Annotated in this window: 13 protein-coding genes, 1 tRNA gene and 1 pseudogene (1 of these 15 only partly in view); 7 read left to right on the top strand and 8 right to left on the bottom strand. The window is 68.2% G+C overall.

What is annotated here, in order from left to right; translation table 11 throughout:
- From C463_RS00740 to gltB, 3 genes and pseudogenes are all read left to right on the top strand, one after another.
- Positions 1 to 605, top strand: a pseudogene (locus C463_RS00740) (hypothetical protein) (it extends 843 nt beyond the left edge of the window).
- 111 nt (positions 606 to 716) lie between these two features.
- Positions 717 to 884: an HEWD family protein gene (locus C463_RS19100; RefSeq protein WP_008440185.1), complete on the top strand. Its 168-nt coding sequence runs from the start codon at positions 717 to 719 to the stop codon at positions 882 to 884.
- Positions 885 to 1,116: 232 nt separating this feature from the next.
- Positions 1,117 to 5,820 (top strand): glutamate synthase large subunit, encoded by a 4,704-nt coding sequence (gene gltB, locus C463_RS00735; RefSeq protein ID WP_008440183.1) that lies wholly within the window; start codon positions 1,117 to 1,119, stop codon positions 5,818 to 5,820.
- Between the two features lie 27 nt (positions 5,821 to 5,847).
- Here the strand turns inward: gltB and C463_RS00730 are convergent, their stop codons facing one another.
- The gene (locus C463_RS00730) at positions 5,848 to 7,968 is read right to left on the bottom strand and encodes an ABC transporter ATP-binding protein (RefSeq protein WP_008440181.1); all 2,121 of its coding nucleotides are present in this window, start codon (positions 7,966 to 7,968) and stop codon (positions 5,848 to 5,850) included.
- Between the two features lie 491 nt (positions 7,969 to 8,459).
- Here C463_RS00730 and C463_RS00725 point away from each other — a divergent pair, with 491 nt between their 5' ends.
- The 3 genes from C463_RS00725 (at position 8,460) to C463_RS00715 (ending at position 9,958) form a co-directional block, all read left to right on the top strand.
- The gene (locus tag C463_RS00725) at positions 8,460 to 9,026 is read left to right on the top strand and encodes an SRPBCC family protein (RefSeq protein ID WP_008440179.1); all 567 of its coding nucleotides are present in this window, start codon (positions 8,460 to 8,462) and stop codon (positions 9,024 to 9,026) included.
- Between the two features lie 72 nt (positions 9,027 to 9,098).
- Positions 9,099 to 9,170 (top strand) — tRNA-Ala (locus C463_RS00720).
- Positions 9,171 to 9,637: 467 nt separating this feature from the next.
- Positions 9,638 to 9,958: a hypothetical protein gene (locus tag C463_RS00715; protein WP_008440178.1), complete on the top strand. Its 321-nt coding sequence runs from the start codon at positions 9,638 to 9,640 to the stop codon at positions 9,956 to 9,958.
- A gap of 20 nt (positions 9,959 to 9,978) precedes the next feature.
- Here the strand turns inward: C463_RS00715 and C463_RS00710 are convergent, their stop codons facing one another.
- From C463_RS00710 to C463_RS00695, 4 genes are all read right to left on the bottom strand, one after another.
- Positions 9,979 to 13,407, bottom strand: a complete 3,429-nt coding sequence (locus tag C463_RS00710; protein WP_008440177.1) for a helicase-related protein — start codon at positions 13,405 to 13,407, stop codon at positions 9,979 to 9,981.
- 1 nt (position 13,408) lies between these two features.
- Positions 13,409 to 16,762: an Eco57I restriction-modification methylase domain-containing protein gene (locus tag C463_RS00705; protein WP_008440175.1), complete on the bottom strand. Its 3,354-nt coding sequence runs from the start codon at positions 16,760 to 16,762 to the stop codon at positions 13,409 to 13,411.
- Positions 16,763 to 16,898: 136 nt separating this feature from the next.
- Positions 16,899 to 18,443 (bottom strand): Matrixin, encoded by a 1,545-nt coding sequence (locus C463_RS00700; protein ID WP_008440173.1) that lies wholly within the window; start codon positions 18,441 to 18,443, stop codon positions 16,899 to 16,901.
- Between the two features lie 141 nt (positions 18,444 to 18,584).
- Positions 18,585 to 20,345, bottom strand: coding sequence for an L-lactate permease (locus tag C463_RS00695; protein ID WP_008440172.1), 1,761 nt, complete (start codon positions 20,343 to 20,345; stop codon positions 18,585 to 18,587).
- 250 nt (positions 20,346 to 20,595) lie between these two features.
- Between C463_RS00695 and C463_RS00690 the strand changes: the two genes are divergently transcribed.
- A complete protein-coding gene (locus C463_RS00690; RefSeq protein ID WP_049905357.1) occupies positions 20,596 to 21,141 on the top strand; it encodes a PAS domain-containing protein in 546 nt (181 codons plus the stop codon).
- Positions 21,142 to 21,165: 24 nt separating this feature from the next.
- Here the strand turns inward: C463_RS00690 and C463_RS00685 are convergent, their stop codons facing one another.
- The 3 genes from C463_RS00685 to C463_RS00675 all read right to left on the bottom strand — a co-directional run bounded on the left by C463_RS00685 (position 21,166) and on the right by C463_RS00675 (position 24,213).
- Positions 21,166 to 22,770, bottom strand: a complete 1,605-nt coding sequence (locus C463_RS00685) for a phytoene desaturase family protein (RefSeq protein WP_008440170.1) — start codon at positions 22,768 to 22,770, stop codon at positions 21,166 to 21,168.
- Positions 22,771 to 22,854: 84 nt separating this feature from the next.
- Positions 22,855 to 23,532 carry a metal-dependent hydrolase gene (locus C463_RS00680; protein ID WP_008440169.1) on the bottom strand — a complete coding sequence of 226 codons (678 nt, stop codon included), beginning with the start codon at positions 23,530 to 23,532 and terminating at the stop codon, positions 22,855 to 22,857.
- Positions 23,533 to 24,213, bottom strand: a complete 681-nt coding sequence (locus C463_RS00675) for a hypothetical protein (RefSeq protein ID WP_008440168.1) — start codon at positions 24,211 to 24,213, stop codon at positions 23,533 to 23,535.
- Positions 24,214 to 24,239 lie beyond the last annotated feature (26 nt).

Raw genomic sequence — 24,239 nt, 5'->3', positions numbered from 1 at the left:
GTTCGGCGGGTGGTGGTTCGGCTGGCGGTAGTTCGGCGGGTGGTGGTTCGGCTGGCGGTAGTTCGGCGGGTGGCGGTTCGACCGGCGACCCGAGCGAATCCGGAGGGGCAGCCGGCTCGGCCGGCTCGGCCGGTGCCGTGACGGACGCGGGCGGTCCGAGTCCGCCCGAAGGGTCGACCGGTTCGGAGGCGAACCGCCCGACGCCGCGCCCCGGGGTGGGCGTCTCGAACGCTCCCGGGACGTCCGAAATCCCGCCGTCTGCGGGGCCGCCGGCGCTCTTCGGAACCGGTGGACCCAACCGCGGCGCCGGTGGCTCCGCGGCGGGGTCTCGCCCCGAGAACGGCCGGTCGAACGACGCCGGTGGAGGTGAAAGCGACGACGCGGCGTCGACGGGACCCGCCGACTCGCCCGCGTCGTCCGCGTCGAGAGACCCGTCCGAGTCGAGCGATTCGGCCGCGGACGAGGCCGACGCGAGCGACCTCGGGTACGACGAGGCGCCGATCCGATCGACCGCGTACGACCTCCCCGGATTCGACGCCGTCGCGTCGCTCGCGGCGGTGGCGGGCGCGTCGCTGCTCGCTCGACGTCGCGGACGCGGGTCGTGAGTCGCGACGGCCCGGTTAGTCCACGGGGAGTCGTCGGATCGGGTCACCGCGGCCGGTCGGCCGCCGCCGATTGCCGGTATCCTTTTGCTCGCCGGTGCCGTTCGCTCGGATATGAGCGTGACCATCACACCGCCGAAGGAGCGCACCTGCGAGCTGTGCGGCCGCGAGGAGCGGTGGGACGGCGAGGCCGACGGGTGGCGGATCGCGGACGAACCCGGCAACGTCTACTGTATCCACGAGTGGGACATCAACGGCTCGTTCGTCCCCCTCGAAGAGTAAACTCAGACTGGACGTTCCACCAGTCTGATCGGACTACGTGAAACGTCCGCAGAAAATTACCGTAGGAAAAGTAATTCTGTGGCTTCGCAACGCGTGAATTTTGATCGTTTCTGGGTCATGTTATCTGTTCACCACCCGTGATGAATAATTACCTTATATTCCCTAATGTGTGTACGATGGATCCTACCCCTATCAGGGTCATACCTTTAACTGTTCACTCGTATGCGAGTGTATGACCAAGTCACGTAGTACCACCCGGGGCGTACGCGACTCGGAGTCCTCGGGTCAGGAGGGGGGGCTCGCGGCGCCGACGGACGACCGGTCGAACTGCGGCATCGGCGGGGTCGTCGACCTGGACGGCGCGCCGTCGCACGAGGCCGTCACGGACGCGATCGAACTGCTCGAGAACCTCGAACACCGCGGGACCACGGGCGCGGAGAAGAACACCGGCGACGGCGCGGGGATCATGGTCGCACGTCCGGACGAGTTCTTCCGCGAGGTCGTCGACGCGGACCTCCCGGAGGAGTACGCGGTCGGCTCCGTGTTCATGCCGCCGGAACCGGGCGTTCAGGCGGAGATCCACGACGTCATCGCCGAGGTGTGCGCCGTCTACGGGCTGGAGGTGCTGGCTTGGCGCTCGGTCCCCACCGACAACGCCGACCTCGGCGCGACGGCGCTCGACTCCGAGCCCGAGGTTTCGCAGGTGTTCGTCGCGCCCGTCGAGGGCGCGGGGCTCGCCCAGCGGTTCACCACCGAGGAGACCAGTCAGGACGACGCGGACCCCGACCTGCTCGGCTTCGACCGCGCGCTGTACGCCGCCCGCCGCGAGATCGAGAACGCGGTCGCCGACGTCGACGGCGCGGGCCGCTTCTACGTCTGCTCGCTCGACCGCCAGCGCGTCGTCTACAAGGGGCTGCTGAAGGGGTCACAGCTCGCCGACTACTACACTGACCTGACCGACGAGCGGTTCGCGAGCCACGTCGCCCTGGTTCACGCGCGCTTCTCGACGAACACGCTCGGCGCGTGGCACCTCGCCCATCCGTACCGCAACATCGTCCACAACGGCGAGTTCAACACGATCCGTGGGAACGTCAACTGGATGCGGGCCCGCGAGAACGACCTCGACCACCCGGCGTTCGGGGCCGAGCTCGACACGATCAAGCCGGTGATCGACGACCCGAACCAGTCCGACACCGCGAGCGTCGACAACGCGCTCGAACTCCTGCTCCAGACCGACCGCGACCTCCCGCACGCGCTCCGGATGCTGATCCCGGAGGCGTTCCGCGGCGACGACCTGATGGACGACGACCGCGCCGACTTCTACGACTACCACGCCTCGCTCGTCGAGCCGTGGGACGGCCCCGCCCTCGTCATCGGCTTCGACGGCGAGCGCGTCGCCGGCGTGCTGGATCGCAACGGCCTCCGCCCGTGCCGCTACGAGGTGACGACCGACGACCGCCTCGTCGTCGGCAGCGAGGTGGGCGCGCTCCCGACCGAACCGGCCGACGTGCGCCGTCGCGGTCGGCTTCAGCCCGGCGAAATCTTCGTTGCCGACCCCGAGGCGGGCCGGATCGTCCCCGACGACGAGGTGTTCGAGGAGCTCACCGACGAGAAGTACGGCGAGTGGGTTGAGGACGGGCAGGTCGGCCTCGACGCGCTCACCGAGGAGGACGGCGTCGCGGCCGGGATCGACGAGTCGAGCGAACGAGGCGGCGAGTCCGACGAGGGGGACGAGACGGAACCGACTGTCCGCGCCCATCAGGCCGCGTTCGGCTACACCACCGACTCGCTGAACCACCTCGTCGAGCCGATGGCGAAAGACGGGAAGGACCCGGTCGGCTCGATGGGCGACGACACGCCGCTGTCCGTGCTAGCCGACGTCGACCGCCCCCTGTTCACCTACTTCAAGCAGCTGTTCGCGCAGGTGTCGAACCCGCCGATCGACTACATCCGCGAGGAACTCGTCACCTCGCTGGAGACGCGCATCGGGAACCAGCGAAACCTCCTCGACGAGACGCCGGCCCACGCCGAGCAGATCGTCGCCGACGCCCCGGTCCTGACGGACGCCGAGACGACCGCCCTCCGCGAGCTGCCCGGACCGGGCGAGCGGAGTCCCGGCGACCGCGACGGCGACACGTCCGACGGGCCCTCGTTCACCTCCGTGACCGTCGATGTCACCTACGACCGCGACGGCTCGCTCGTCGACGCCGTGAGCCGGGTCCGTGAGGACGCCGCGGCCGCCATCGAGGACGGCGCCGACGTCGTCGTCCTCTCCGACCGCGCAGTCGGCCCCGACCGGCTCGCGGTGCCGAGCCTGCTCGCGACCGGCGCGGTCCACCACCACCTCGTCCGGAACGGACTCCGCAACCGCGCGGGCGTCGTCGTCGAGTCCGGCGAGCCGCACGAGGTCCACCACCTCGCGACGCTCGTCGGCTACGGCGCGGACGCGGTCGACCCGTACCTCGCGTACGCCTCCATCGCCGACGTGGTCGCCGGTCCGGACGGCGCGGACGAGGACGAGGCGCTCGCGGCGTACCGCCACGCGCTGGAGGACGGCCTCCTCAAGACGATGGCGAAGATGGGCATCTCGACGATGGAGTCGTACCAGGGCGCGCAGATCTTCGAGGCGGTCGGCCTCAACTCCGACTTCGTCGCCGAATACTTCGAGGGGACGGAGATCCGTACCGAGGGGATCGGGATCGAACAGATCGAAGACGACCTCCGAACCCGCCACGCGATGGCGTTCGGCGCCGACCCCGAACTGGAGACGATCGGCGAGTACGAGCACCGCTCGTCCGGCGTGAAACACGGCTGGAACCCCCAGACGGTCGGCACGCTCCAGCAGGCGGTCCGCGGCGGCGACTACGAGCAGTACCGCGAGTTCGCCGAGCTGGTGAACGACCAGACCGAGGAGCTACAGTCGCTGCGCGGCCTCTTGGAGTTCGACTCCGACCGCGACCCGGTTCCGGTCGAGGAGGTCGAGCCCGTCGAGTCGATCGTCGAGCGCTTCTCGACCGCCGCGATGAGCCTCGGGAGTATCTCGCCGGAGGCCCACGAGAACAACGCCATCGCGATGAATCGGCTCGGCGCGAAATCGAACACCGGTGAGGGCGGCGAGCCCCCCGAGCGGTTCGACACCGAGAAAGAGTGTACCGTCAAGCAGGTCGCCTCCGGGCGGTTCGGCGTCACCTCGGAGTACCTCGCGAACGCGGAGGAGCTCCAGATCAAGATGGCGCAGGGATCGAAGCCCGGCGAGGGCGGCCACCTCCCCGGCAAGAAGGTCAACGAGATGATCGCACACGTCCGGTGTTCGACCCCCGGCGTCGGGCTCATCTCGCCGCCGCCTCAACACGACATCTACTCGATCGAGGACCTCAAGCAGCTCATCTTCGACCTGAAGGCCGCCAGTCCCGAGGCCGACGTCAACGTGAAGCTGGTCTCGGAGGCCGGCATCGGTACCATCGCGGCCGGGGTCGCGAAGGCGAACGCCGACGTCGTGCACGTCTCCGGCCACGACGGCGGGACGGGAGCGTCGCCGAAGACCTCGATCAAGAACGCCGGGCTCCCGTGGGAGCTCGGGCTCGCGGAGGCGAACCAGATGCTCCGCGCGACCGGCCTGCGCGACCGCATCCGCGTCTCGGCCGACGGCGGACTCAGGACGGGCCGCGACGTCGCGGTCGCGGCCGCGCTCGGCGCCGAGGAGTACATCTTCGGCACCGCGTCGCTCGTCACCGCCGGCTGCGTCATGGCCCGGCAGTGCCACGAGAACACCTGCCCGGTCGGCGTCGCCACCCAGCGCGAGGACCTCCGCCAGCGGTTCCCCGGCCAGCCCGACCACGTCATCAACTACATGACGTTCATCGCGCAGGAGCTGCGGGAGATCATGGCCGAGCAGGGGTACACCGAGCTGGAGGAGTTCATCGGCCGGCCCGGGCTGCTCTCGCAGCGCGAGACCGACCACGAGAAGGCGAAGCACCTCGACCTCTCGGCGGTCATCGCCGAGCCCGCGGGCGAGTCCCGCACGAAAGTGCGCGAGCAGCCGCACGCCGGCATCGACGACCTTCTGGACTGGGACCTCATCGACGAGGCCGCGCCCGCCATCGAGGACGGCGCGCCGGTCGCACTCACCCGCGACGTGCGGAACGTCGACCGCGCGGTCGGCGCGACGCTCTCGAACCGCGTCGTCTCCGAACACGGCGGCGACGGGCTCCCGGACGACACCATCTCCTGCCGGTTCGACGGGGAGGCCGGACAGAGCTTCGGCGCGTTCCTCGCGCCGGGGATCACCATGGAGCTGTCCGGCGCCGCCAACGACTACGTCGGCAAGGGGCTCTCCGGCGGCCGCCTCGTGATCGACACGCCCGCCGAGGCGGCGTACGACCCGACCGAGAACGTCGTCGCGGGCAACGTCTGTCTGTACGGCGCCACCTCGGGCGAGATGTACGTCAACGGCGTCGCCGGCGAGCGGTTCGGCGTCCGCAACTCCGGGGTCCGCGCGGTCGTCGAGGGCGTCGGCGACCACGGCTGCGAGTACATGACCGGCGGCGTCGTCGCCGTCCTCGGCGACACGGGCCGCAACTTCGCGGCCGGGATGTCCGGCGGCATCGCGTACGTGTACGACCCCGACGACCGGTTCGACGACCGCGTCAACCGCGGGATGGTGTCCGTCTCCGAGACGCTCGACGAGTCCGACGAGCGGATGCTCCGCCGGCTCGTCGAGAACCACCGCGCGTACACCGGCAGCGAGCGCGCGGCCGACCTGCTCGACGACTGGGAGGCCGCGCTCGACGACTTCGTCCGCGTCTTCCCCGACGCGTACGCCGAGGTCATCGCGGAGGGCAAGGGCGCCGACGTGCGCGAGGAGCCGCCTGCGCCTGCCGCCGCGGTGCCGGACGCCGACGCCGACGCGACCGGCCAAGTCTCGGGCGACGACTGAGGGTCGAGAACCGCCCGCGCCGCTTCCTTACTCCAGCGTCTCCGACTCGACTTCGCTCTCCGCGGTCGCCCGCTCGACCGCGCGGTCGACGTGGCGCTCGCGGGCGCGCTCGACGAACTCCTCCGGCAGCTCGTCTATCTCGCCGGCCTGAACGCCCCAGAGCTTCGCGTAGAGCCCGTCCGCGGCGAGCAGCTCGTCGTGAGTGCCACGCTCGACGACCCCGCCGTCCTCCAGCACGAGGGCGGTGTCGGCGTCGGTCACCGTCGAGAGGCGGTGCGCGATGACGAACGTGGTGCGGTCGGCCGCGAGTCGGTCGAGCGAGCGCTGGATCAGCATCTCCGTCTCCGTGTCGACCGCGGAGGTGGCTTCGTCGAGGATCAGGATCGCGGGGTCCTGGAGGACGACCCGGGCGATGGCGAGCCGCTGGCGCTGGCCGCCGGAGAGCTTCACGCCGCGCTCGCCGATCCGGGTCTCGTAGCCGTTCGGCAGCGAGGCGATGAACTCGTGGGCCTCCGCGGCCTTCGCGGCCTCGACGACGCGCTCGCGGATCACGTCCTCCTCGTCCGCCTCGTCGATCCGCGTGAACCGCCCGTAGCGGATGTTCTCGGCGATGGCGCCGTCGAACAGCGTGGTGTCCTGCGCGACGTAGCCGACCGACGAGCGGAGGCTCTCGACGGTCACGTCGCGGACGTCGTGGCCGTCGACCCGGATCGCGCCGTCGGTGACGTCGTACAGCCGGAGGAGGAGCTTGAGCAGCGTCGACTTGCCGGCGCCGGTCGGGCCGACGAGGGCGACGGTGTCGCCCGGCTCGGCGGTGAAGGAGACGCCGCGGAGGACCTCCTCGTCGGCGTCCTCGGGGTCGACGAGCGCGTTCCCGGGGTACGCGAAGGAGACGTCGTCGTACTCGACGGCGCCCGCAACGCCGCCGTGGTCGGACGGGTCGCCGTGGTCGGACGGGTCGCCGTGGTCGGCGCGGCCATCGGCGTCGTCGGTCGTGTCACCCGCGTCGCGGTCGCTCCCGCCGTCGCTCCGCGTCTCGCCGCCGAGTTCGATCGCGTCGTCGGCGTTCTCGATGCGGACCGGGATGTCGCGCAGGCCGAACACGCGCTCGCAGGAGGCCTTCGCGTTCTCGTACTGGTCGATGATGTTCGACACCTCCGCGAGCGGGGCGACGAACTGCTGGGTGAGGAGGACGAAGGTGACGAACGTCCCCACCGTCAGCTCCGTCGTGAACGGGCCCGGCGGGCCGTTGGCGAGCCAGAAGCCGCCGACCGCGAAGGTGGCGGCGAACGCCAGTCCGGCCAGCAGCTCCATCCCGGGCCGGTAGACGTAGTTGAGTCGGAGGATCGACATGGTGCGCTTGAAGTACGAGTGGGAGGCGTCCTCGACGCGCTCGCTCTCGTGAGCCTCCGTGTTGGAGGTCTTCACCAGCTCGACGCCCGAGAGCGCGTTTTCGAGGGCGGTGTTGAGGTCGCCGACGACCGAGCGCTGCGCGACGTACCGGGGCTCGACCGCCCGCATGAACCACAGCGTGAAGAGGAACATGAGCGGGACCGCGGCGAGGGTGACGATCGCGAGTTCGTAGTTGTAGTAGACGAGAACGCCGGCGATCCCGACCAGCATCACGCCGAGGCGGGCGGAGTTCTGGAGGGCGTTGTCGAGGAACACCTCCAAGTTCGAGGCGTCGTTGTTGAGGACGGACATGACCTCGCCGGTCTGTTTGTCGTCGAAGAAGGTCATGTCGAGCCGCTGCATCTGGTCGAAGGAGTCGGTGCGGACCGCGTGCATCACGCGATGTGCGAAGTTGTTCGCGGCGATGCCGTAGACGTACGTGAACACGCCCGTCACGACGAACGAGCCGAAGATGAGCAGCACCGAGAGGCGGAACTGCGCGGCCTCCGCGGTCGGCAGCCACGCGTCGGGGACGATCGGGAGCGTGTAGGGACCGGAGCCGGTGAAGACGGCGTCGATGGCGACGCCGAGGACGACCGGCGGGATCAGCCCCGCGACGCGGGCGACGACGTTGGCGGCCATCCCGATCACGAGCCAGTGGACCTCGGAGGCCCCGTACTCGCGGAACAGCCGGCCGAGCGGCCGGTCGACCCGGTCGCGGTACACTTCGAAGGCGTTGCGTTCGTCGGCAGCCATAGCCGTACGAGCGCCGGAAGCCCCATGTATCCGGCGGCCTCGGCGGCCCGTTCCGGGTTCCGACGAACGCAACGCTCGACCAACCAATCAGGTGTACAAACCCAACTGAATGCGGTGGCGCGTGCCTGCGAGCGGCCGCCACCGGCGGCCGCGAAGCCAGCACGCGCGAGGGACGCGGTGAGCGCTCGGAGAGCGCGAACCGCGAGGCTGGGGAGGTGTGAGGCTGCGGGGCGGTCGCGGTCGGGTGGGACTCAAAGGGGCAGCCGCGCTCGACGAACCCCAGCGACGCAAGGACCGCAGGGAGCGCAGCGACCGAGGACCGCAGCGAGCTGTGGGAGTCGAGCGCGGCTGGGGCTTTGGGGGTGTCCGCCGTCGATCCTCGATCGACGACTTATGATCGAGCGGCCGAGACTCCGACGCGAGTCACCGCAGAAATCCCAGTCACCTCTGGTCGCCGGATTGTTTAATAAGCGTCACCCGAACCCACGTACGTGGACGAACTCGTCGTGAGCACGGAGGTGTACGCCGGCCCCGAGGAGGTGTACGCGTTCCTGCTCGATTTCCCGCAGTACGCGAACTACTCCGAGTACCTCCGGGAGGTCGAAACCGTCACCGGCGACGGCGGCCCCGGGACCAAGTACGCACTCACGTTCGCGTGGTGGAAGGTCTCCTACACCGCCCGGTCGGAGGTGACCGGCGTCGACCCGCCCGAGCGGATCGATTGGGAGATCACCAAGGACATCGACGCCGGCGGGTGCTGGCGCGTGACGCCGCCCGAGACCGACGACGGCGACGCAGACGACACCGAAGCGGGCGACGCCGACCCGAGCGGCGACGCCCCCTGCGAGGTCGCGCTCGAAGTCGAGTTCGACCCCGGGTCGGCCAGCTCCGACGCGCTCGATCTCCCGCGGCTGGTCTCGTTCGACTGGGTGTTGAAGAAGGCGATCCCGTTGATCAGAGACGAGGCCGAACGGGTCGTCGAGCGCGCCGTCCGCGACTTGGAAGGGTCGACGCGGGACGTCGACCTCGACGTGTACGTCGATTCCGACCGGATCTGATCCTGCGGCGTAGCTCCGTCGCCGAGTCGAAGGCCTTAATATATCCAGCGGGGAACGGACGAATGCGTTCGAGGGCTCGTAGATCAGTGGTAGATCATCCCCCTGGCACGGGGAAGGCCCGGGGTTCAAATCCCCGCGAGTCCACTTCTTCGCTCAGTTCGTTCGCTCAGTCATTTCCTCGCGTAGTCCCACTCACTCGCTGCGCTCGTTCGCGGGACCCCCGCGAGTCAACTCGAATCAACCAGCTCTGACTGTGTTTTCAAACACGTAGTACATTGCTCCCGCTGCCGCTCCGTGAGAGTGGTTTTATGATACATTATCTACCTATTCGAGATATGGGGTATCCAGTGTGCCCGCGTTGTGGTAGTCAGGATACGAAAGGACTCACACTGCGAAGCGGGAGAACGTGCTTAGACTGCGGTAACAAGTGTAAGCCATAGCCTGCCGGCGGCCACGCTCGTCAACTTCGCGCGTTCACGTTTTATCCGATCTGTCGGAGTTCGGTGATATTCGTCGACCTCGGCTGTCCCGTGTTTCGACGACAGTGAGGCGGCCGCTCGACCCTCACGCACGAACGCTGAAGTGAAACCGCGAGCGACGGCGAATCGACCGTGTTGACCGACGCCGAAAGACGGCTCGTCGAAGGGGTCCTCGAAGCGGGCGAGTCGATCGAGCGCGACACGTTCGAGTTCATGACCGACGAGGGGCTGCCCGTCGAAGACCTCCGGGTTCTCGGGGGCGAGGAAGGGGTCGAGCCGGTGATCGACGGCCTCGAATCGAAGGGGCTGGTCACCACGGAGCGAGTCGAGGAGACGGTGCGCGACAGCAGTTCCGTGGCGGACTCGCTCGCCATCCCCGGGACGGAGTTCAAGCGCGTCGAACGCCGATACGTCCGCTTCACCGAGGACCTCGAAGCGCGGTACCGGGAGTAAATGACCGATCCGGTCCGGGTTCAGTCCGGTGAGAGCCGTCCCGCGAGTGCGACATCGGTCTCGGTCACCCGCTCGGGGTCGACGAGTTCGATCTCTTCGGTCAGCTTGTGATGAAGTCGCTGAACCGTCCCGGTCGTTCCGTATCGCCGACGGCGACGATAGGTGGTCCGCAGCTGGTTTTCCGCCCAGTCGCTGACCTCGTGTTCGTTCAGCAGTTCGACGATCTCCGCGGCCTCGTCGCTGACCGCCTCGTCGCTCTCGGCGAGCTTCCGGCACAGTTGAACGATGTTCGTGACGACCTCGCTCTGCCCGCCTTGGCGGCTCAGTATGTCGTTCTCCCACGTGTTCGGATTCCCCAGCTCTCGGGCGAAATCACGCAGCTCACCGAGGTCGTCCTCCGGAACCGGATGCCGGGTCGTGTCCGGCGAAGCGATCGTCTCGAACACGCGAACGTCGTCCGTTTCGAGTCGGGGGAACTGGGTGAATATCGCCTGTCCGCCGATCGTCGTTCGCTGTAGTCGCTCGGAGTCGAACACGGTCGTTCGCCACTCCGTCCGACCGCTGCTGTGCGTCAGGTGGGCGAGCGTAACGTAGTTGTTCGACTCGCCCGGCGTGAGGAAGTGTTGTGGCTCCGAGCGGGAGTCGACCATCTCCCTCGTCTGGCGAAGTTCATCGATGTCGACGTCGTTCTCCGCACAGAACGACTGGACCGCGTTCCTGAGATCGTCGTACTTCGAGCCGATCCCTTCGAGCCGACCGTCTCCGTACTCGTCGCTTCCCGCTTCGAGTCGCTCGTAGGTGATGAGCGTCTTGTGAACCTGCTCTTCCGCGTTGTCTAAGATCGGCGCGGCGTGTCCGAAGGTGCTGGCGATGTTTTGGATCTTCTCTTCGATCCGCTCGATGAGACCGAGCTGTCGCCGCAGATCGCCGGTCGGTGCGAAGTTGTAGATCCACAGCGCATCGTGTCGCGTCGTGATGCGGTCGATACGACCGATCCGCTGTTCCATCTTCATCGGGTTCCAGTGGAGGTCGTAGTTGACGAGCACGCGGGCGTCTTGAAGGTTCTGTCCGACGCCGAGCACGTCCGTGGCGAGGAGGATATCGATCTCCTCGGTCTCGCCCACGTCCGCGTCTTGCGCTTCCGGGGCGAATCGCTCGACGATGCGCTCGCTGTACCCGCTCCCGCCGTGTACGTAGCCGACGGTCGGCCCGCCCGGCGCGTCGTCGATAGTCGCAACCTGTGTGTGCGCCGCGTCTTCGCCGGTGATCTGTTCGAAGAGGTGCGTCACCGTCGGCACGTACTGGCTGAAGAGGATCACCTTCTCGCCGGTGAGTTCGCGGTCGATCAGCAGCCGAAGCCGCTCGGCTTTCGCGTCCTTCGTTCGGCCTCCCTCGTCGGTTTGGAGCGCGTCCCGGGCCTGTTCTCTGATCCGTTCGAGAACGGCGAGGTCCTCCTCGATATCCGCGACGATCTCCTCGCGCTTGTCGGCGCCGACCTGCGTGATCGCGTCGGCGACGTCCTCAAAGTCGATGTCTCGCGTGAACCCCTCGTCGAACGTGTCTCGTATCTGCTCGACCGCGTCCCGTCTCGCCGCCGCGTCTTCGAGGTCGCCCGTCGCGATGTGGCGAGTGATACGCTCGCGTTCCATGAGTCGGTCGACGGAGTCCTCGAAGGCCGCGAGGCTGCTTTCGAGCCGCTTGAGCAGGTTTACCAGCATCAGGATGCTCGCGTTCTGATACTCGATGATGAGCTCCTCCTTCTCGTCGCCGTCCGCGTCGTAGCGGTCCGCGCTGACGTACGGGATGTTGAGGCCGGAGTCCTCGACCTCGTCCGTCCCGATGACGGCGTCGACGATGTCGCTGTACAGTTCGTCGAGGCGCGGGTCGTCCGGGGTTATCAGACGGGGCTGTCGCTCGGGGACGCTGATCTGTCGGCCGCCGATAGTGATGTCGTCGTAGTTGTCGAGAATGTACTTCCGGTCGCGCGAGAGTATCACCTCTCGCAGTATCGACTCGATGTTCGCTTCGAGTTCCGAGAGGCGACGTCGGTCAGCGGTCGTCTCTTCGGCGTCGCCGTCGTCGCCGTCGTTGCCGTCGTCGACGACGCCGTCGTTGAAATCGCCCGAAAGCCGGTCGTACTCCTTGAAAATCTCGCTGGGAGACATGCCGCCGAGTTCGATGTCGAAGTCGCCGTCGTCGGCGAACACCTTGATCAGGTTGTCGACGTCGCGGACGGAGTTGTGGATGGGCGTGGCGGTGAGCATCACGAACTTCTTGCCCTGTCGACCGATCGACTGGAGTTTGTCGTAGCGCTGTGTCCCCGTGTTCCGGAGGTTGTGCGCCTCGTCGACGAGCACGACGTCCACGCCGCGGAACCGCTGTATCTCCTGCTCGGAGAGCCGGGACAGCTTGTTGAAACTGATGAACGTCTTCTCGGCGGTCGTCGGAAACTCCCCCGTCTCGGCGTCGAGGAGTTCGCGTTTCCACATCGGCTTGAGTCGGTTCGGCGCGATGATCAGCACCTCGTCGCGGGAGGTCGTGGCGTCTTGGACGAGCGGCGCGCCGATGTACGACTTGCCGAGGCCGACGCTGTCCGCGAGGACCACGCCGTTGTACTTCTCCAGCGGGCGGCGTGCGGCCCGGAACGCGTCCTGCTGGAAGGCGGTGAGCTGCTCCTCGTAGTCGCCGGAGATGTCTTCGAGGAGGGTCCCCTCGCGGACGTCCCGATCGAACTGTTCGACGATGAACCGCTTCGTCGCCTCGTACGGCGAGATCGTTTCGACGGCGTCGACCTCGGACGCATCATCGTCGTCGCCGTCCGCTTCGCCCCCGTCGCCCTCGTCGAGGTCGGGGAGCGCGTCGGCGAACTGCGAGCGCTCGATCGCGGCGGTCATCAGGTCGGTGTCGAACTCGCTCGCTTCCGCCCAGATGTCGTCGAACCACGACTCCAGATACCGGATCGTGGCGTTGTCCTTCTTCTCGACGTTGAGTTCGACGTTGCCCCGGAGGCCGCTGGGCGAGAGGTTCGAGGAGCCGATGATCGCGTGGCCGAGGTCGGGCGATCCGGCGGGGTCCCTGAACAGGTAGAGCTTCGGGTGGAAGCGCGCGTCGTCGTACACGCGCACGTCGACCTTCTCCTCGTGAATTAGCTCGTACAGGCGGACGATCCCGTCTTCGGCCTCGTCTCTGTCGTACTCGTCGAGGTCGTCCGCGAACCCGCGCTCCAACTCCTCGATGGTGCGCTGGTCGGTGTCGGTGCCGACCAGTATCTCGACCTTGTCGGCGTCCCGGAGGTTCTCCTTGAGGAGGTCGAATCCGCCGAGAAAGAAGTAGCCGACGGCGATTTTGACCGTGTCGGCCTCGCGTGCGAGAGCGTTGGCACGGTCTTCGACGTTGTAGTTTCGATTGTCGAGGACGTCGGAGTAGCCGCTCCAGTCTTGTTCGGACATCTTAGGAGTACAGTTCCTCGACGATTTCCTCGATATCCGACCGCACCGCGTCGATGCTTCGACTCGCGCTGCCGTTCCGACAATCGATCGCCTCGTCGACGAGGCTCTCCACGGACGATTTCTGCTCCGGGGTCGGAATGACGATCGGGATGTGACGAACGTCGGTCGTCTGCATCCCGGAACTGTTCAGGAACGTTTTCGCGATATCGTTGACCGTTTCGGACAGTAGTACCCCGACGAGGTACTTCGGCGATACCAGTTCCGTGTTCGTCGTGAAGATGATCAGGGGCGCCCCGATTAGCCGATCCGTCGTGTAGCGGACTGCGAGATCCGAGAATCCGCCGGTCGAAATCAGTATTCCTTCCTCAAAGGAGTACTCTCGGTTCTTGATCATCCCGTCGGCTTCGATCCGCTCCACGGCGTCTTCCGACCAGTTCACGTACTCGTAGGTCTCTTTATAATACGTCTCTCCCTGCTTGAACCCCTTCTCGATCGGGACCCACGTCTGGCCGTCCCACGGCCCGTCGATGCCGGATCGCTTCTCCTGTTCCGAGAGCGTCGACGGGTCACGAACGTGTCGTTGCTGAATCACTCTGGAGCGATAGCGGAACGTTTCGTCGTTTTTCTCGACGTACTCGAACTCGTCCCCGTTTCGCTGTTTGATCTTTTCGGCGTCCTCACTGCCGTCGAGATACGCGGTGTACTCTTCGACGTCGCCGGTCTGTATCCCGACTCCCCCGAGAGTGAGTAGACCCAAGATCGTCACCGACCCCTCCGTCAGCTGTGAGAGGTGGTCCCTTCGGATCCTGTCCAAGCTGTTTTCGAGGCTGGTGGAGTCCTGAATCTCGGCTTCCCACTCCGTCGAGAGGTCCTGAATCCGCTCCATGAACCGCTCGAAGAGCCGCATGTTCTCCTCGTTCGGCTCGAAAAACGCGTTTCGTATCGTATTCCGATAGACGTCCAGATCGACGGCGTACCCGGTGGTCGGCTCCAGTGTATCGAGCCGCGTCGTAGCCTCCTCGTCCGAACTGGGACGCTGTTCTCGGAAATTCCCCAACTCCCCCACGAGGGTCCGGTACTCGTTTATCGGCGTTTCCGACGCGTCGACGTACGATATCCGGTGATCGGACGGCGGAGACGTTTTGCGGAGCGCGAATATCGCGGGGTTCACGCTCGCATCGAACGTGTTCGGATTCGCTCTGATCAGTTCGTTGAGTTCGTGCTGCTGCATGAGCCGCCGACTGCTCTGCTTGGATCCGATCGTGTAGAACGTGTTACTCGTGATGTACGAGAGAACGCCCTCCTCGGCCGTCAGCTCCCACCCCCGGATAATGAACTTCTGGTAGAGGTCGTGGCGCATTCCGGGGATCGTCTCGTAGAAGTCGTACTGCTCGTCGTAGAACGTCGCGAGTTCGCCGACGTACCCCTGCTGTGACCAGCCTTCGTACGGCGGATTCCCGATCACGATATCGAAGCCGCCGTCCAGGATCACCTCGGGGATCATCGACGTCCACGCGAACGTCGACCCGGCCTCCGCGGCGACCTCGTTCATCCAGTCGTCGCCGCCTTCGACCGCGAGTTGGGTCTCCAGCCGATCGGTCAGGTCCTCCAAGCGCTCGCCGAGGGCCGCCTTCTCGTCGCCGTGGGCGGTCAGGAAGTCGCTTCGCGTCTCGTGGATCTCGTCGAGCGTCGATTCGAGGCCGCCGGTGAGCGTCTCCTGATACGACCTGACGTCGATCCGGGTGGGGTCGTGTTCGCCGACGAGGCTGTTGCCGACGAAGAACTTGAAGCCGAGGTTGGGCAGCGCGAGCTCCTCGTTCCGGTCGAGGAACTCCTCGTGGGAGACGTTCAGGTCCTGCATCAGGTGGAGCCACACCCGGAACTTACACAGCTCGATCCCCCCGGCGTCGATGTCGACCCCGTAGAGGTTGTCCGCGATGAACTCCTGCTTGCGCTCGAACCGGTCCATCGCGTCCGCGTCGTCGCGCGTCGCGTCGACCGCCTCCGCGACGGCGACGAGTTCCTCCAGCATCGCGATGACGAACGCGCCGCTGCCCACGGCGGGGTCGAGGACGCTCGCCGACCGCAGCGCGTCGTCGACCGCGTCGGCCTGCGCCGGCGTCAACGACTCCGGCGCCGCGTGGTCGCTCACGAGCGAGACGACCTGCTCGTGGGTGAGATCGGTCCGCTCCAGCAGGTGCTGTTTGAGCGCGTTCTTGGTCATGTACGTGGTGATCGGTTTCGGCGTGTAGAACGCGCCCACCTCCGAGCGCTCGTCCGCCTGCATGAACATCTCGAAGATACGTCCGATAAACTCGGGGTCGACCACCAACTCCTGTTCGCTCGGGTTCGACTCCCGCAGCGAGATCTTGTACCGACGCAGGAACCCCTTCGGCTCGCCCGACTCGTCCTCTTCGGGGTCGAGCAGGGCGTCGAAGAACGCCTCGTCGATGGTGACGTCGCGCTCGATGGCCGCGCGCTCGAAGAGCCCCCCGTTCAGGAACGGAATCCGCCCGAGGAACTCGTCGTCGGTCGTGCCGGTGTTCGAGAGCGCCTCGAAGAACAGCGGCTCGAAGAGGTCGTGATAGAGGTGTTTGTCCGGGTCCGCCGTCGCGGCCTCGTACCGGTTCTCGACGTAGTCCGTGTCGCCGTCGAGCCACCCTTTCTCCTCGATGAACATGAGGAACAGCACGCGGTTGACCACCGTGCGTGTGTAGGCGTTGAGGTTTTCGTCCGGGGCTTCGAGGTCGTGAATCGCGCCCTGTAGCGTCCCGCGGAATATCTCCCCGAACTCCTCGTAGAAGCTCCGCGTGATCTCCCGGATCGAGAACACGTCCTCGACGTCCCGTTCGAGGCTCGTCCGACCCTGCGCCGAGTTGACCGACAGGTCGCCGAGAAAGTCGACGTACGCCGGCTCGACGTCGGACCGCTCGACGGTGAAGTACTTGAGGTCGAACGTGACTTCGACGGCTTCCGAGGAGAACTGCTCGTCGATGAAGAGGAACGTGAGGTCGTCGTCGACCGGACTCGTGAGCGGATCCGGGCCGGTCCGATACGCGACCACGGTGAACAACTCGTCGATCGGACTCCCGTGACGCTTCAACTGCCGTTTCAGGTCGCTGAACGACGGCGTCTCGTCCGACCGTTCGAGTTCGATGTACCGGATGATGCCGTCGCCGTCGGCATCGACGAGATGCGCCTCGTACCAGTCGTTTCGACCCCGGTTCCGCTGAATGCCGCTCGGAACCTCGACGTACGACCCGTAGTTCATCCCGTCCGGTTCGAGCAGATAGCTGATGACGTCCCCGCCGTTTTCGATAGACTGGAGGGGGCCGATCGAGGTCCGAACAGACATGTTTCGTTGGACGGGGGTTCGCTGTATCGCTATTTATACGCTTGGCTGACTGCGAGGGGCTGACAGCGTGTCAGTTCGCTGTGACGTGGTCCGTCTTCGAGCAGTTCTCGCGCCGCTCTCCTCCCACTTCTTTCTCCTACTCCGGCCAGTCCTCCCGCCCCCGCCGCTCCGATTCGCCCGTGAGCTCCGGCGGCACCTCCTTCAACAACACCGGCGCGAGGGAGGCGCCGACGTGCCACGCGACGACGTCCTCGTCCAGTTCCTCCAGCCGCACGTCCTGTTGCCCGTAGTACTCGCCGTCGACCGTACAGGAGCCCCCGTCGTCGACGAAGCAGACCTCGCCGCGCTCGTCGTAGGTGATCTGGACGTGCGCCTCGCGCGCGCTGTCGACGAACTCCCACGCGAACCCGTCGCTCCCGGCGACATCCTCGCGCGCCGCGAAGTAGTCGAGCGCCGCGGTCACCTCGTCCTCGACGGGGCCGATGACCGCGCCGTCGTCGGCGCGCAGGTGGACCTTCACCGGCCGATGCGTCGCGAGCGTGCTGGTCGCGTTCATCAGCCCGGCGGGCTCCTCGCCGGGTTCGAGCCCCTGAACGTGGCCGAGTTCGTGGATGATCGTCGCGTTCATCTCCGCGTCGGAGATCCGGGGATCGACGGTCGCGGTCATCGGCGTCCGCGGCTCGTCGACGAGGAGGTCGGCGCAGCCGAAGTAGCGCGTGTCGTTGCCCTCGACGCCGCACCGCTCCACGCGGTCGAACCGGAGGACGATGTCGGCCCGGTCCGCGTCGTCGACGCGCTCGTACGCGACCGGGTAGCCGAGGTAGCGTTCGTCGTTGCGCTCCCAGTAGCCCGTCGCGGCCGCGACGACGCCCGAGACGTTCCGGTCGACCGCCTCGTCGTCGACATAGAGAGCCAGCGTCGTCTTCCCGTACGCGCTCGGGTGGACCACCGACACGGGCCGCTCGCGCGTCCGGTTCGCGGTCATCACGACGACCGGGTAGTCCCCGCCGTCGAACCGCACGTCCGCGAACGTGACGGCCACCGCCGCCTCGGCGCCGCCGTCGAGCGCGACCGTCCGGTTCGCGCTCGTACCGGTCCCGTACCGGATCCGGACGGTCTGCTCGCCCGCCAAGTCGCCGGTGTTAGTCACCGTCGCCGTCACCGCGAGGTCCTCGCCGTAGTCCACGCTCTCGGGCGCGTCGATTGCGGAGACGGCGAACGTCGCCGCCCGGGCCTCCTCGACGGCGAGGGTGCGGGTCGCGGTGGCCTCTCCGACGGTCACCCTGATCTCGTGTTCGCCCGGATCGAGCGCCGCGGCGTCGACCTCGGTCCGGACGGTCATCGTTCCGTTGGCGGGGACGGACCGGTTCCCCGAGAGCAGCGTCGCGTCGCCGACGCGGACCGTCACCCGAACCGGGTCGAGCGTGGCGTTGGAACGCCCCCCGCCCGCGGCGTCGCCGCTCCCGTCCGCGGAGTCGGCGCCCTCGTCCGCCAGCCCCTCCCACCGCGCGGTCGCCGCGACCGTCGCCCGGTCGTCGTGGCCGAGCGACTCGGGCGCGTCGACGGTGTCGATCGACGGCGACGGCGCTCCGACGGGCCCGGACAGCTCTCCGCCGAGCCCGCCGCAGCCGGCGAGCGCGACGAGCAGGGCGACGGCGACGAGGGCGGTGCTGTCTCGCATCGGTCGTCCTCCCCTCTGGACCGGACACGGATAACCTTCGTTTCAGTCAGCGACAACGTACCGCGGCCGAGCGCCGAGTCCGAATCCGCTCGGACCGCCGCCGGCCCGCTCCGGACCGCCGCAGTTCCCTCCGGAGCGCCGTCAGAACAGCGTCGGGAACAGCAGGTAGACGAACCCCGCCGTCAGCAGTCCGCCGACCCCGACGTAGTAGGCGACCGGGAGCAGGTTCAGCCGGATGACCCGCCCGGTCTTCCCGACGAGCCCGACCGTCGCGAGCGCGGCGATCACATTGTGGATCGCGATCGTGTTACCGATCGCCGCGCCGATCGTCTGCGCGCCGACGAGCAGCTGCGTCGAGAGGCCGAGTTCCCGGGCGATCTCGAACTGGAACGCCGCGAATGTCACGTTGCTCACGGTGATCGACCCCGCGATGAACGCGCCGAGGGTGCCGACCACGGGCGCGAACAGCGGGTACGCGGCGCCGAACGTCGAGGCGGTCGCGTCCGCGAGGACGACGATCATGCTGCCGTCCGCGGTCGCGCCGGGGTGGGCGGCGGTCTGGAGCATCACCTCGACCATCGCGATGACGAAGACGAGCGAGACCGCGGGCGAGACGATCTTCCCGGCCGCCTCGCGCCACGCGCTCGTCACCTCGTCCGCCGACATCCCGAACACCGGCACCGCGATCAGCGCGCTGACGAGCAGCCACGTCCCGGGCACGTACGCCCAGCCGATCGCCCCGTCGATGGTCGTGCCGAGGACGCCGGAGACGGCGATCGTCATCCCCGGCCCCTCTTGGAGGAACGTCGCGATCGGGTCGATAACGCGGGTCCCGATGAGCAGGACGACGAGCGCGACGTACGGCGACCACGCGCGCAGCAGCGACATCTCGGCGTCGTCGACGCCGCCCGTTTCCCCACCGGCCGTTCCCCCGCCGCCCGTCGCGGCCGCGGCGCCGGCCATCTCGCTGCCGGGTTCGATGCTCCCGACCCAGTGGTCCGGCCACGCCTCGCGGGGCGGGAACGTCCACTCCTCGTCGGGGAGCAGGTAGCCGGCTCGCAGGACCGCGACGACGGCGCCGCCGCCGACCATCGACGCGATCAGCGACGGCAGTTCCGGGCCGACGAACCACGCCGCCGCGACGTACGGCACCGCGAACGCGACCCCGGCGAACAGGCACAGCGGCGCCACCGCGAGCGCCGGCCCGAGCGAGCGCTCGTCGGGGTCGACCGCGCCGAAGAAGTACACGACCATCGCCACCGCGATGAAGGGGATGAACAGCCCGAGAAGCCCGTTGAACACGGCGGCCCACCCGCCGGCCGCGGTCGCGTACGCGCCCACCGACTCGAAGCCCCCGCCGGTGATCGCCCCGCTGACCGCGTCGAGCGGCTGTTCGAATCCGACGATGATCGGCGTGCCCACCGCGCCGAAGACGGTCGCGACCGCGTGGCCGATCAGCGCGGCGACGACCGCGGCGAACGCGGGGAACCCGAGCGCCAAGAGCAGCGGCGCGACGACGGCCGCGGGCGTGCCGAAGCCGGCGACGCCCTCGATGAACGTCGCGAGGAAGAACCCGAGCAGCACGACCTGGACGCGCCGGTCGTCGCTTATCGACGCGAAGCCGGCGTTGATCCGGTCGACCGCGCCGGAGTTCATCAGGGTGTACAGCAGCACCAGCGCGCCCAACACGATCCAGAGGATCTCGACGGCCGCCATCGCGCCGTTGACCGAGGCCGCGAGGATCCACTCGACGGGCATCCCCCACGCGAGGAACGCCACCGCCGCGGCGGCCAGCCACGCGACCGGCATCGCCCGCGACGCCGGCCACAGCAGGCCGACGAGCAGCGCGGCGACGACGACGAGCGGCACCAGCGCCAGCGGCGCGCTCGCGCCGAGCGTCATCGTCGTTCACCCCTCGCGTCGCGGCCGCGACGTTCCCTCGCCGCCGCGGTCCGAAGCAACCGAGCGCCGTCCGCCGACTTTCTCCGTCGACTCATGTCGGTCTATGTGAATTATCTATGTAATAAACGCCACGGCTGATTCCCGCGGATCGGGTGCCGACGCCGCGTCCGCGATCCGGGTCGGACCCGCGTCGCCGTCCCCCGCCGCTGGCGACCGACAGCGGCTTGTCGCCGCGCGACCAAGCGTGCGCGTGACGCTCCGACGCGACGTCCTCGCGGCGATCGACGCCGACCGCGGCGCCTTCCGGACGCGGGTCTCGGCGCTGACCGACGAGCACGACCTCGATGTCGACTCGGACCCGGCCGACTCCGAGCACCCCGCCGACCGGACCGAGCGCGAGGCGATGCTCGTCGACCGCGTCCGCGCGCTCGACGACCTCCCCCTCGGACTCACGCTCACCGGCCCGGCGTACCGCGACACGCCCATCGTCTACGTCAACCGCTGGTTCCGCGAGTGGACCGGCTACGCGCTCGACGAGCTCCGCGGTCGGAACCCCCGGCTGTTTCAGGGCCCCGACGCCGACGCGGACGCCCGCGCCGACGTCCGCGAGGCGCTCTCGACGTGGTCGCGGGTCGCCGTCGAATTCCGCAATCGGCGGCGAGACGGCACCCCGTTCGCGAACCGCGTCTCGCTGCGACCGCTGTTCGGCGACGCGGGCACGGTCACGCACTGGATCGCCGTCCAGGAGCCTGAGCCGCTCGACGCGGCGAACGGGAGGGGAGACTCGACGCGGTGACGCGGGCGACGCCCGGGGAATCGCTCACCGCAGCGTCGACGTCGAGACGACTGACGGGAGCACGCCGCCGCCGGTCGCGTCCTCGACGACCGCCTCGGCGGCGTGCTCGCCGCTGAGCAGACACATCGGCATCCCGATGCCGGGGTTGGTGTACGCCCCGACGTAGTAGAGCCCCTCGACCCCGGGCGCTCGGTGAGCGGGGCGCAGCGGCCCCGTCTGTTCGAGCGTGTGCGACAGCGCCAGCGCGGTGCCGCGGGGGGCATTGAACCGCTGCCGGAAGTCGGAGACGCAGGCGGTCTCCTCGAAGACGATCCGGTCGCGGAAGTCGACGCCGGCGTGCTCCGCCAAGTCGTCGAACACTACGTCGCGGAACCGCTCGCGCGTCTCCGGGTCGTCGTCCAAGCCGGCGGCCAGCGGGACGAGGAGGAAGACGGCCTCGTGGCCGTCGGGGGCCGCCTCCGGGTCCGTCTTCGACGGGACGTGAACGTAGTACGCGGGGTCGTCCGGCCACGCCGGCTCGTCGAAGATGTCGTCGAAGTGCGGCCGCCAGTCGGTCGGGAACACCAGCGTGTGGTGGTCCAGATCCACGTCGCCCTCGACGCCGATGTACGAGAGGTACGCCGAGGGCGCGTACGTCCGCGACTCCCAGTACGACTCGCGGTCGACGATCCCCGCGGGCAGGAGGTCGCGCTCGACGTGCGGCGGGGGCGCGTTCGCCACGACGCGGTCGAAGCGACTCGACTGCGGCGCCGTCGCGGCCATGTCGCCGTCCCCTCCGCGGCGCTCCGTCTCGACGACGAACGTCGGCGTCGCGGCCGGGACCGACGGCTCGATCGCGGTCACCGGCTCGCTCGTCCGGATCGAGACGCCGAGCTCTCGCGCGAGGTCGGCCATCGCGTCGACGACGCTCGCGATCCCGCCGACCGGGTGGTAGACGCCGAGGTTCATGTCGACGTGGCTCATCAGCGTGTAGATGGCCGGCGTGTTGTACGGCGACCCGCCGAGGAAGACGAGCTTGTACTCCGCGATCTGCCGGAGCTTCTCGCTCTCGAAGTAGTCGCCGACGTACTCGTCCATCTCGCGGAGCTTCGGGAGCGCGCGGCCGGACCGGAGCACGTCGGTATCGACCATGTCACGTAGCCGCGACCGGCTGGGGTAGACGAACCGGTCCATCCCCAGCTCGTACGCCTCGGCGGCGTCCGCGAGGTACTCGTCGAGCACGTCGCCCGCACCCTCCTCGTACGACTCGAACAGCGCCTGCTGCCCCGCGCGGTCGGCCGGCATCGACGCGCGGTCGCCGTCCTTCCAGATCACCTCGTACAGCGGGTCGAGTTCGATCAGGTCGTAGTAGTCGTCGGTCGACCGCCCGAACTGTTCGAAGAAGCGGTCGAACACTTCCGGCATGAGGTACCACGACGGCCCGGTGTCGATGCGGAAGCCGTCGCGCTCGATGCGTCCCGCGTACCCGCCGGGGTGTTCGTTCCGCTCGAACAGCGTCACGTCCGCCCCCGCGTCGGCGAGGTACGAGGCCGCCGAGAGCCCACCGAAGCCGGCGCCGACGACCGCGATCGACTCCCCGGCGAGCGGTTCGGCCGCGTCCGACAGGCCCGCATCCGGTTGGGGTGACATCGTGTCCGAGTAGGGTCCCGGAGCCGTTTACCCTGCGGTCATACCATGTTACGGGCGGCGCAGTCACGCGATCTCAGCCCCGTATTAGTCGCCGTCCCCGACGCCGTCGCCTTGGAACCGCCGGGCGACGGCCGCGAACAACCCCAGTCCGATCAGGTAGAGCCGCCACCCGCTGTTCGCGACCGGGAACCGCCGGTCGACCGGCTCCTCGACGTCGACGTCGGGGTCGCGCGGCTGGACGGGATTGCTGACGTGGACCGACTCGCTGGTACCGCCCGCCCCCGCGTCGACGGTCCGCGTCCCGGTCTCCGGGTCGACCCGCACGTCGACGAACGTCTGGACGAACCCGTCGGCCGTCGAGTAGAAGACCTCTCCGTCCAAGTGGAAGAAGCGGTCGCGGAGCGGCCAGAACGCGTTCACCCCGTCGAGGTGGGTCCAGTCGAGCGCGACGTGCGCGAAGCCGTGGACGAAGATAGCGACCCACGCGACCGCGACCCACCGCGGCGAGAGACGTTCGCGGACCAGCGACCGCTCCCGGACGCGGGTGTCGTAGTACAGCGCCAGCGCGGCGACCGCCGGGAGGACGAAGTTGTGGCCGACCGTGCGGTGCGCGCCCGCCATGACCACCCCGAGGAAGCTGTCTGCCTCCGGGAGTACGAGGACGACGAGCAGGACCGCGAGCGCCCGCCGGTCGTAGTACGCCCCGAGCAGTCCCGTGGCGAGCAGCAGCGCGAACCCGGCGTGAACGATCGTCGAGGGCATTCAGTGGGTCACCCCGCCGTCGACCTCCGCGTCTTCGTCGCCCATCCGGAACCGGACGGCGAGCGTCGCGGCCGCGGCGGCGACGACGACCGCCTGCCACCCGCCGTCGACGACCCGGAACTCGCGGTCGGCGCCCGGGTCGAGGCCGGGCCGCCCGTCGGGGTTGATCCACGAGGTGACCGGGTCGGCGACCGCCCCGCCGACGCGCTCCAGCGGTAGGATTCCTGGTCCCTCCGAACCCAGCGCGAGGAACGTCTGGACGACGCCGTCCCGCGTCGAGAACACCAGCCGCCCGCGGACGACGTAGCGCGCGTCCTCCAGCGGGTACAGGAGCGCCGCGCCCTCGCCGGCGAACAGCGCCGAACCGACTCCGGCGACGACGAACGACGCGAGCGCGACCCACGCGACCCGCGTCCCGCGGCGACCCCACCGGTCTCGGAAGGTCGATTCGGCGCGCAGCGTCGTGTCCCAGTACAGCAGCCCGCCGACGAGAAGTGGCGCCCAGACCGCGTGGAGGAGGGCGTTCGTCGCGCCCGGCACGGCGAGGCTCGCGGCCGCGTCGAGGGAGGGGACGAGCGCGGCCGCGACGACGACCGCGACCGCGCGCCGGTCGAACGCACCTCCCAGCAGCGCGGCCGCGAGCAGCGCCCCCACGGCCGCCCTCACGAGCGTCGGTGTCATACCCGTCCTGACGCTCGGAGTCGAAT

It is taken from the genome of Halorubrum californiense DSM 19288, assembly GCF_000336875.1.
In the GTDB taxonomy this organism is placed as follows: Archaea; Halobacteriota; Halobacteria; order Halobacteriales; family Haloferacaceae; genus Halorubrum; species Halorubrum californiense.
This window is presented reverse-complemented; position numbering and strand designations above follow the sequence as displayed.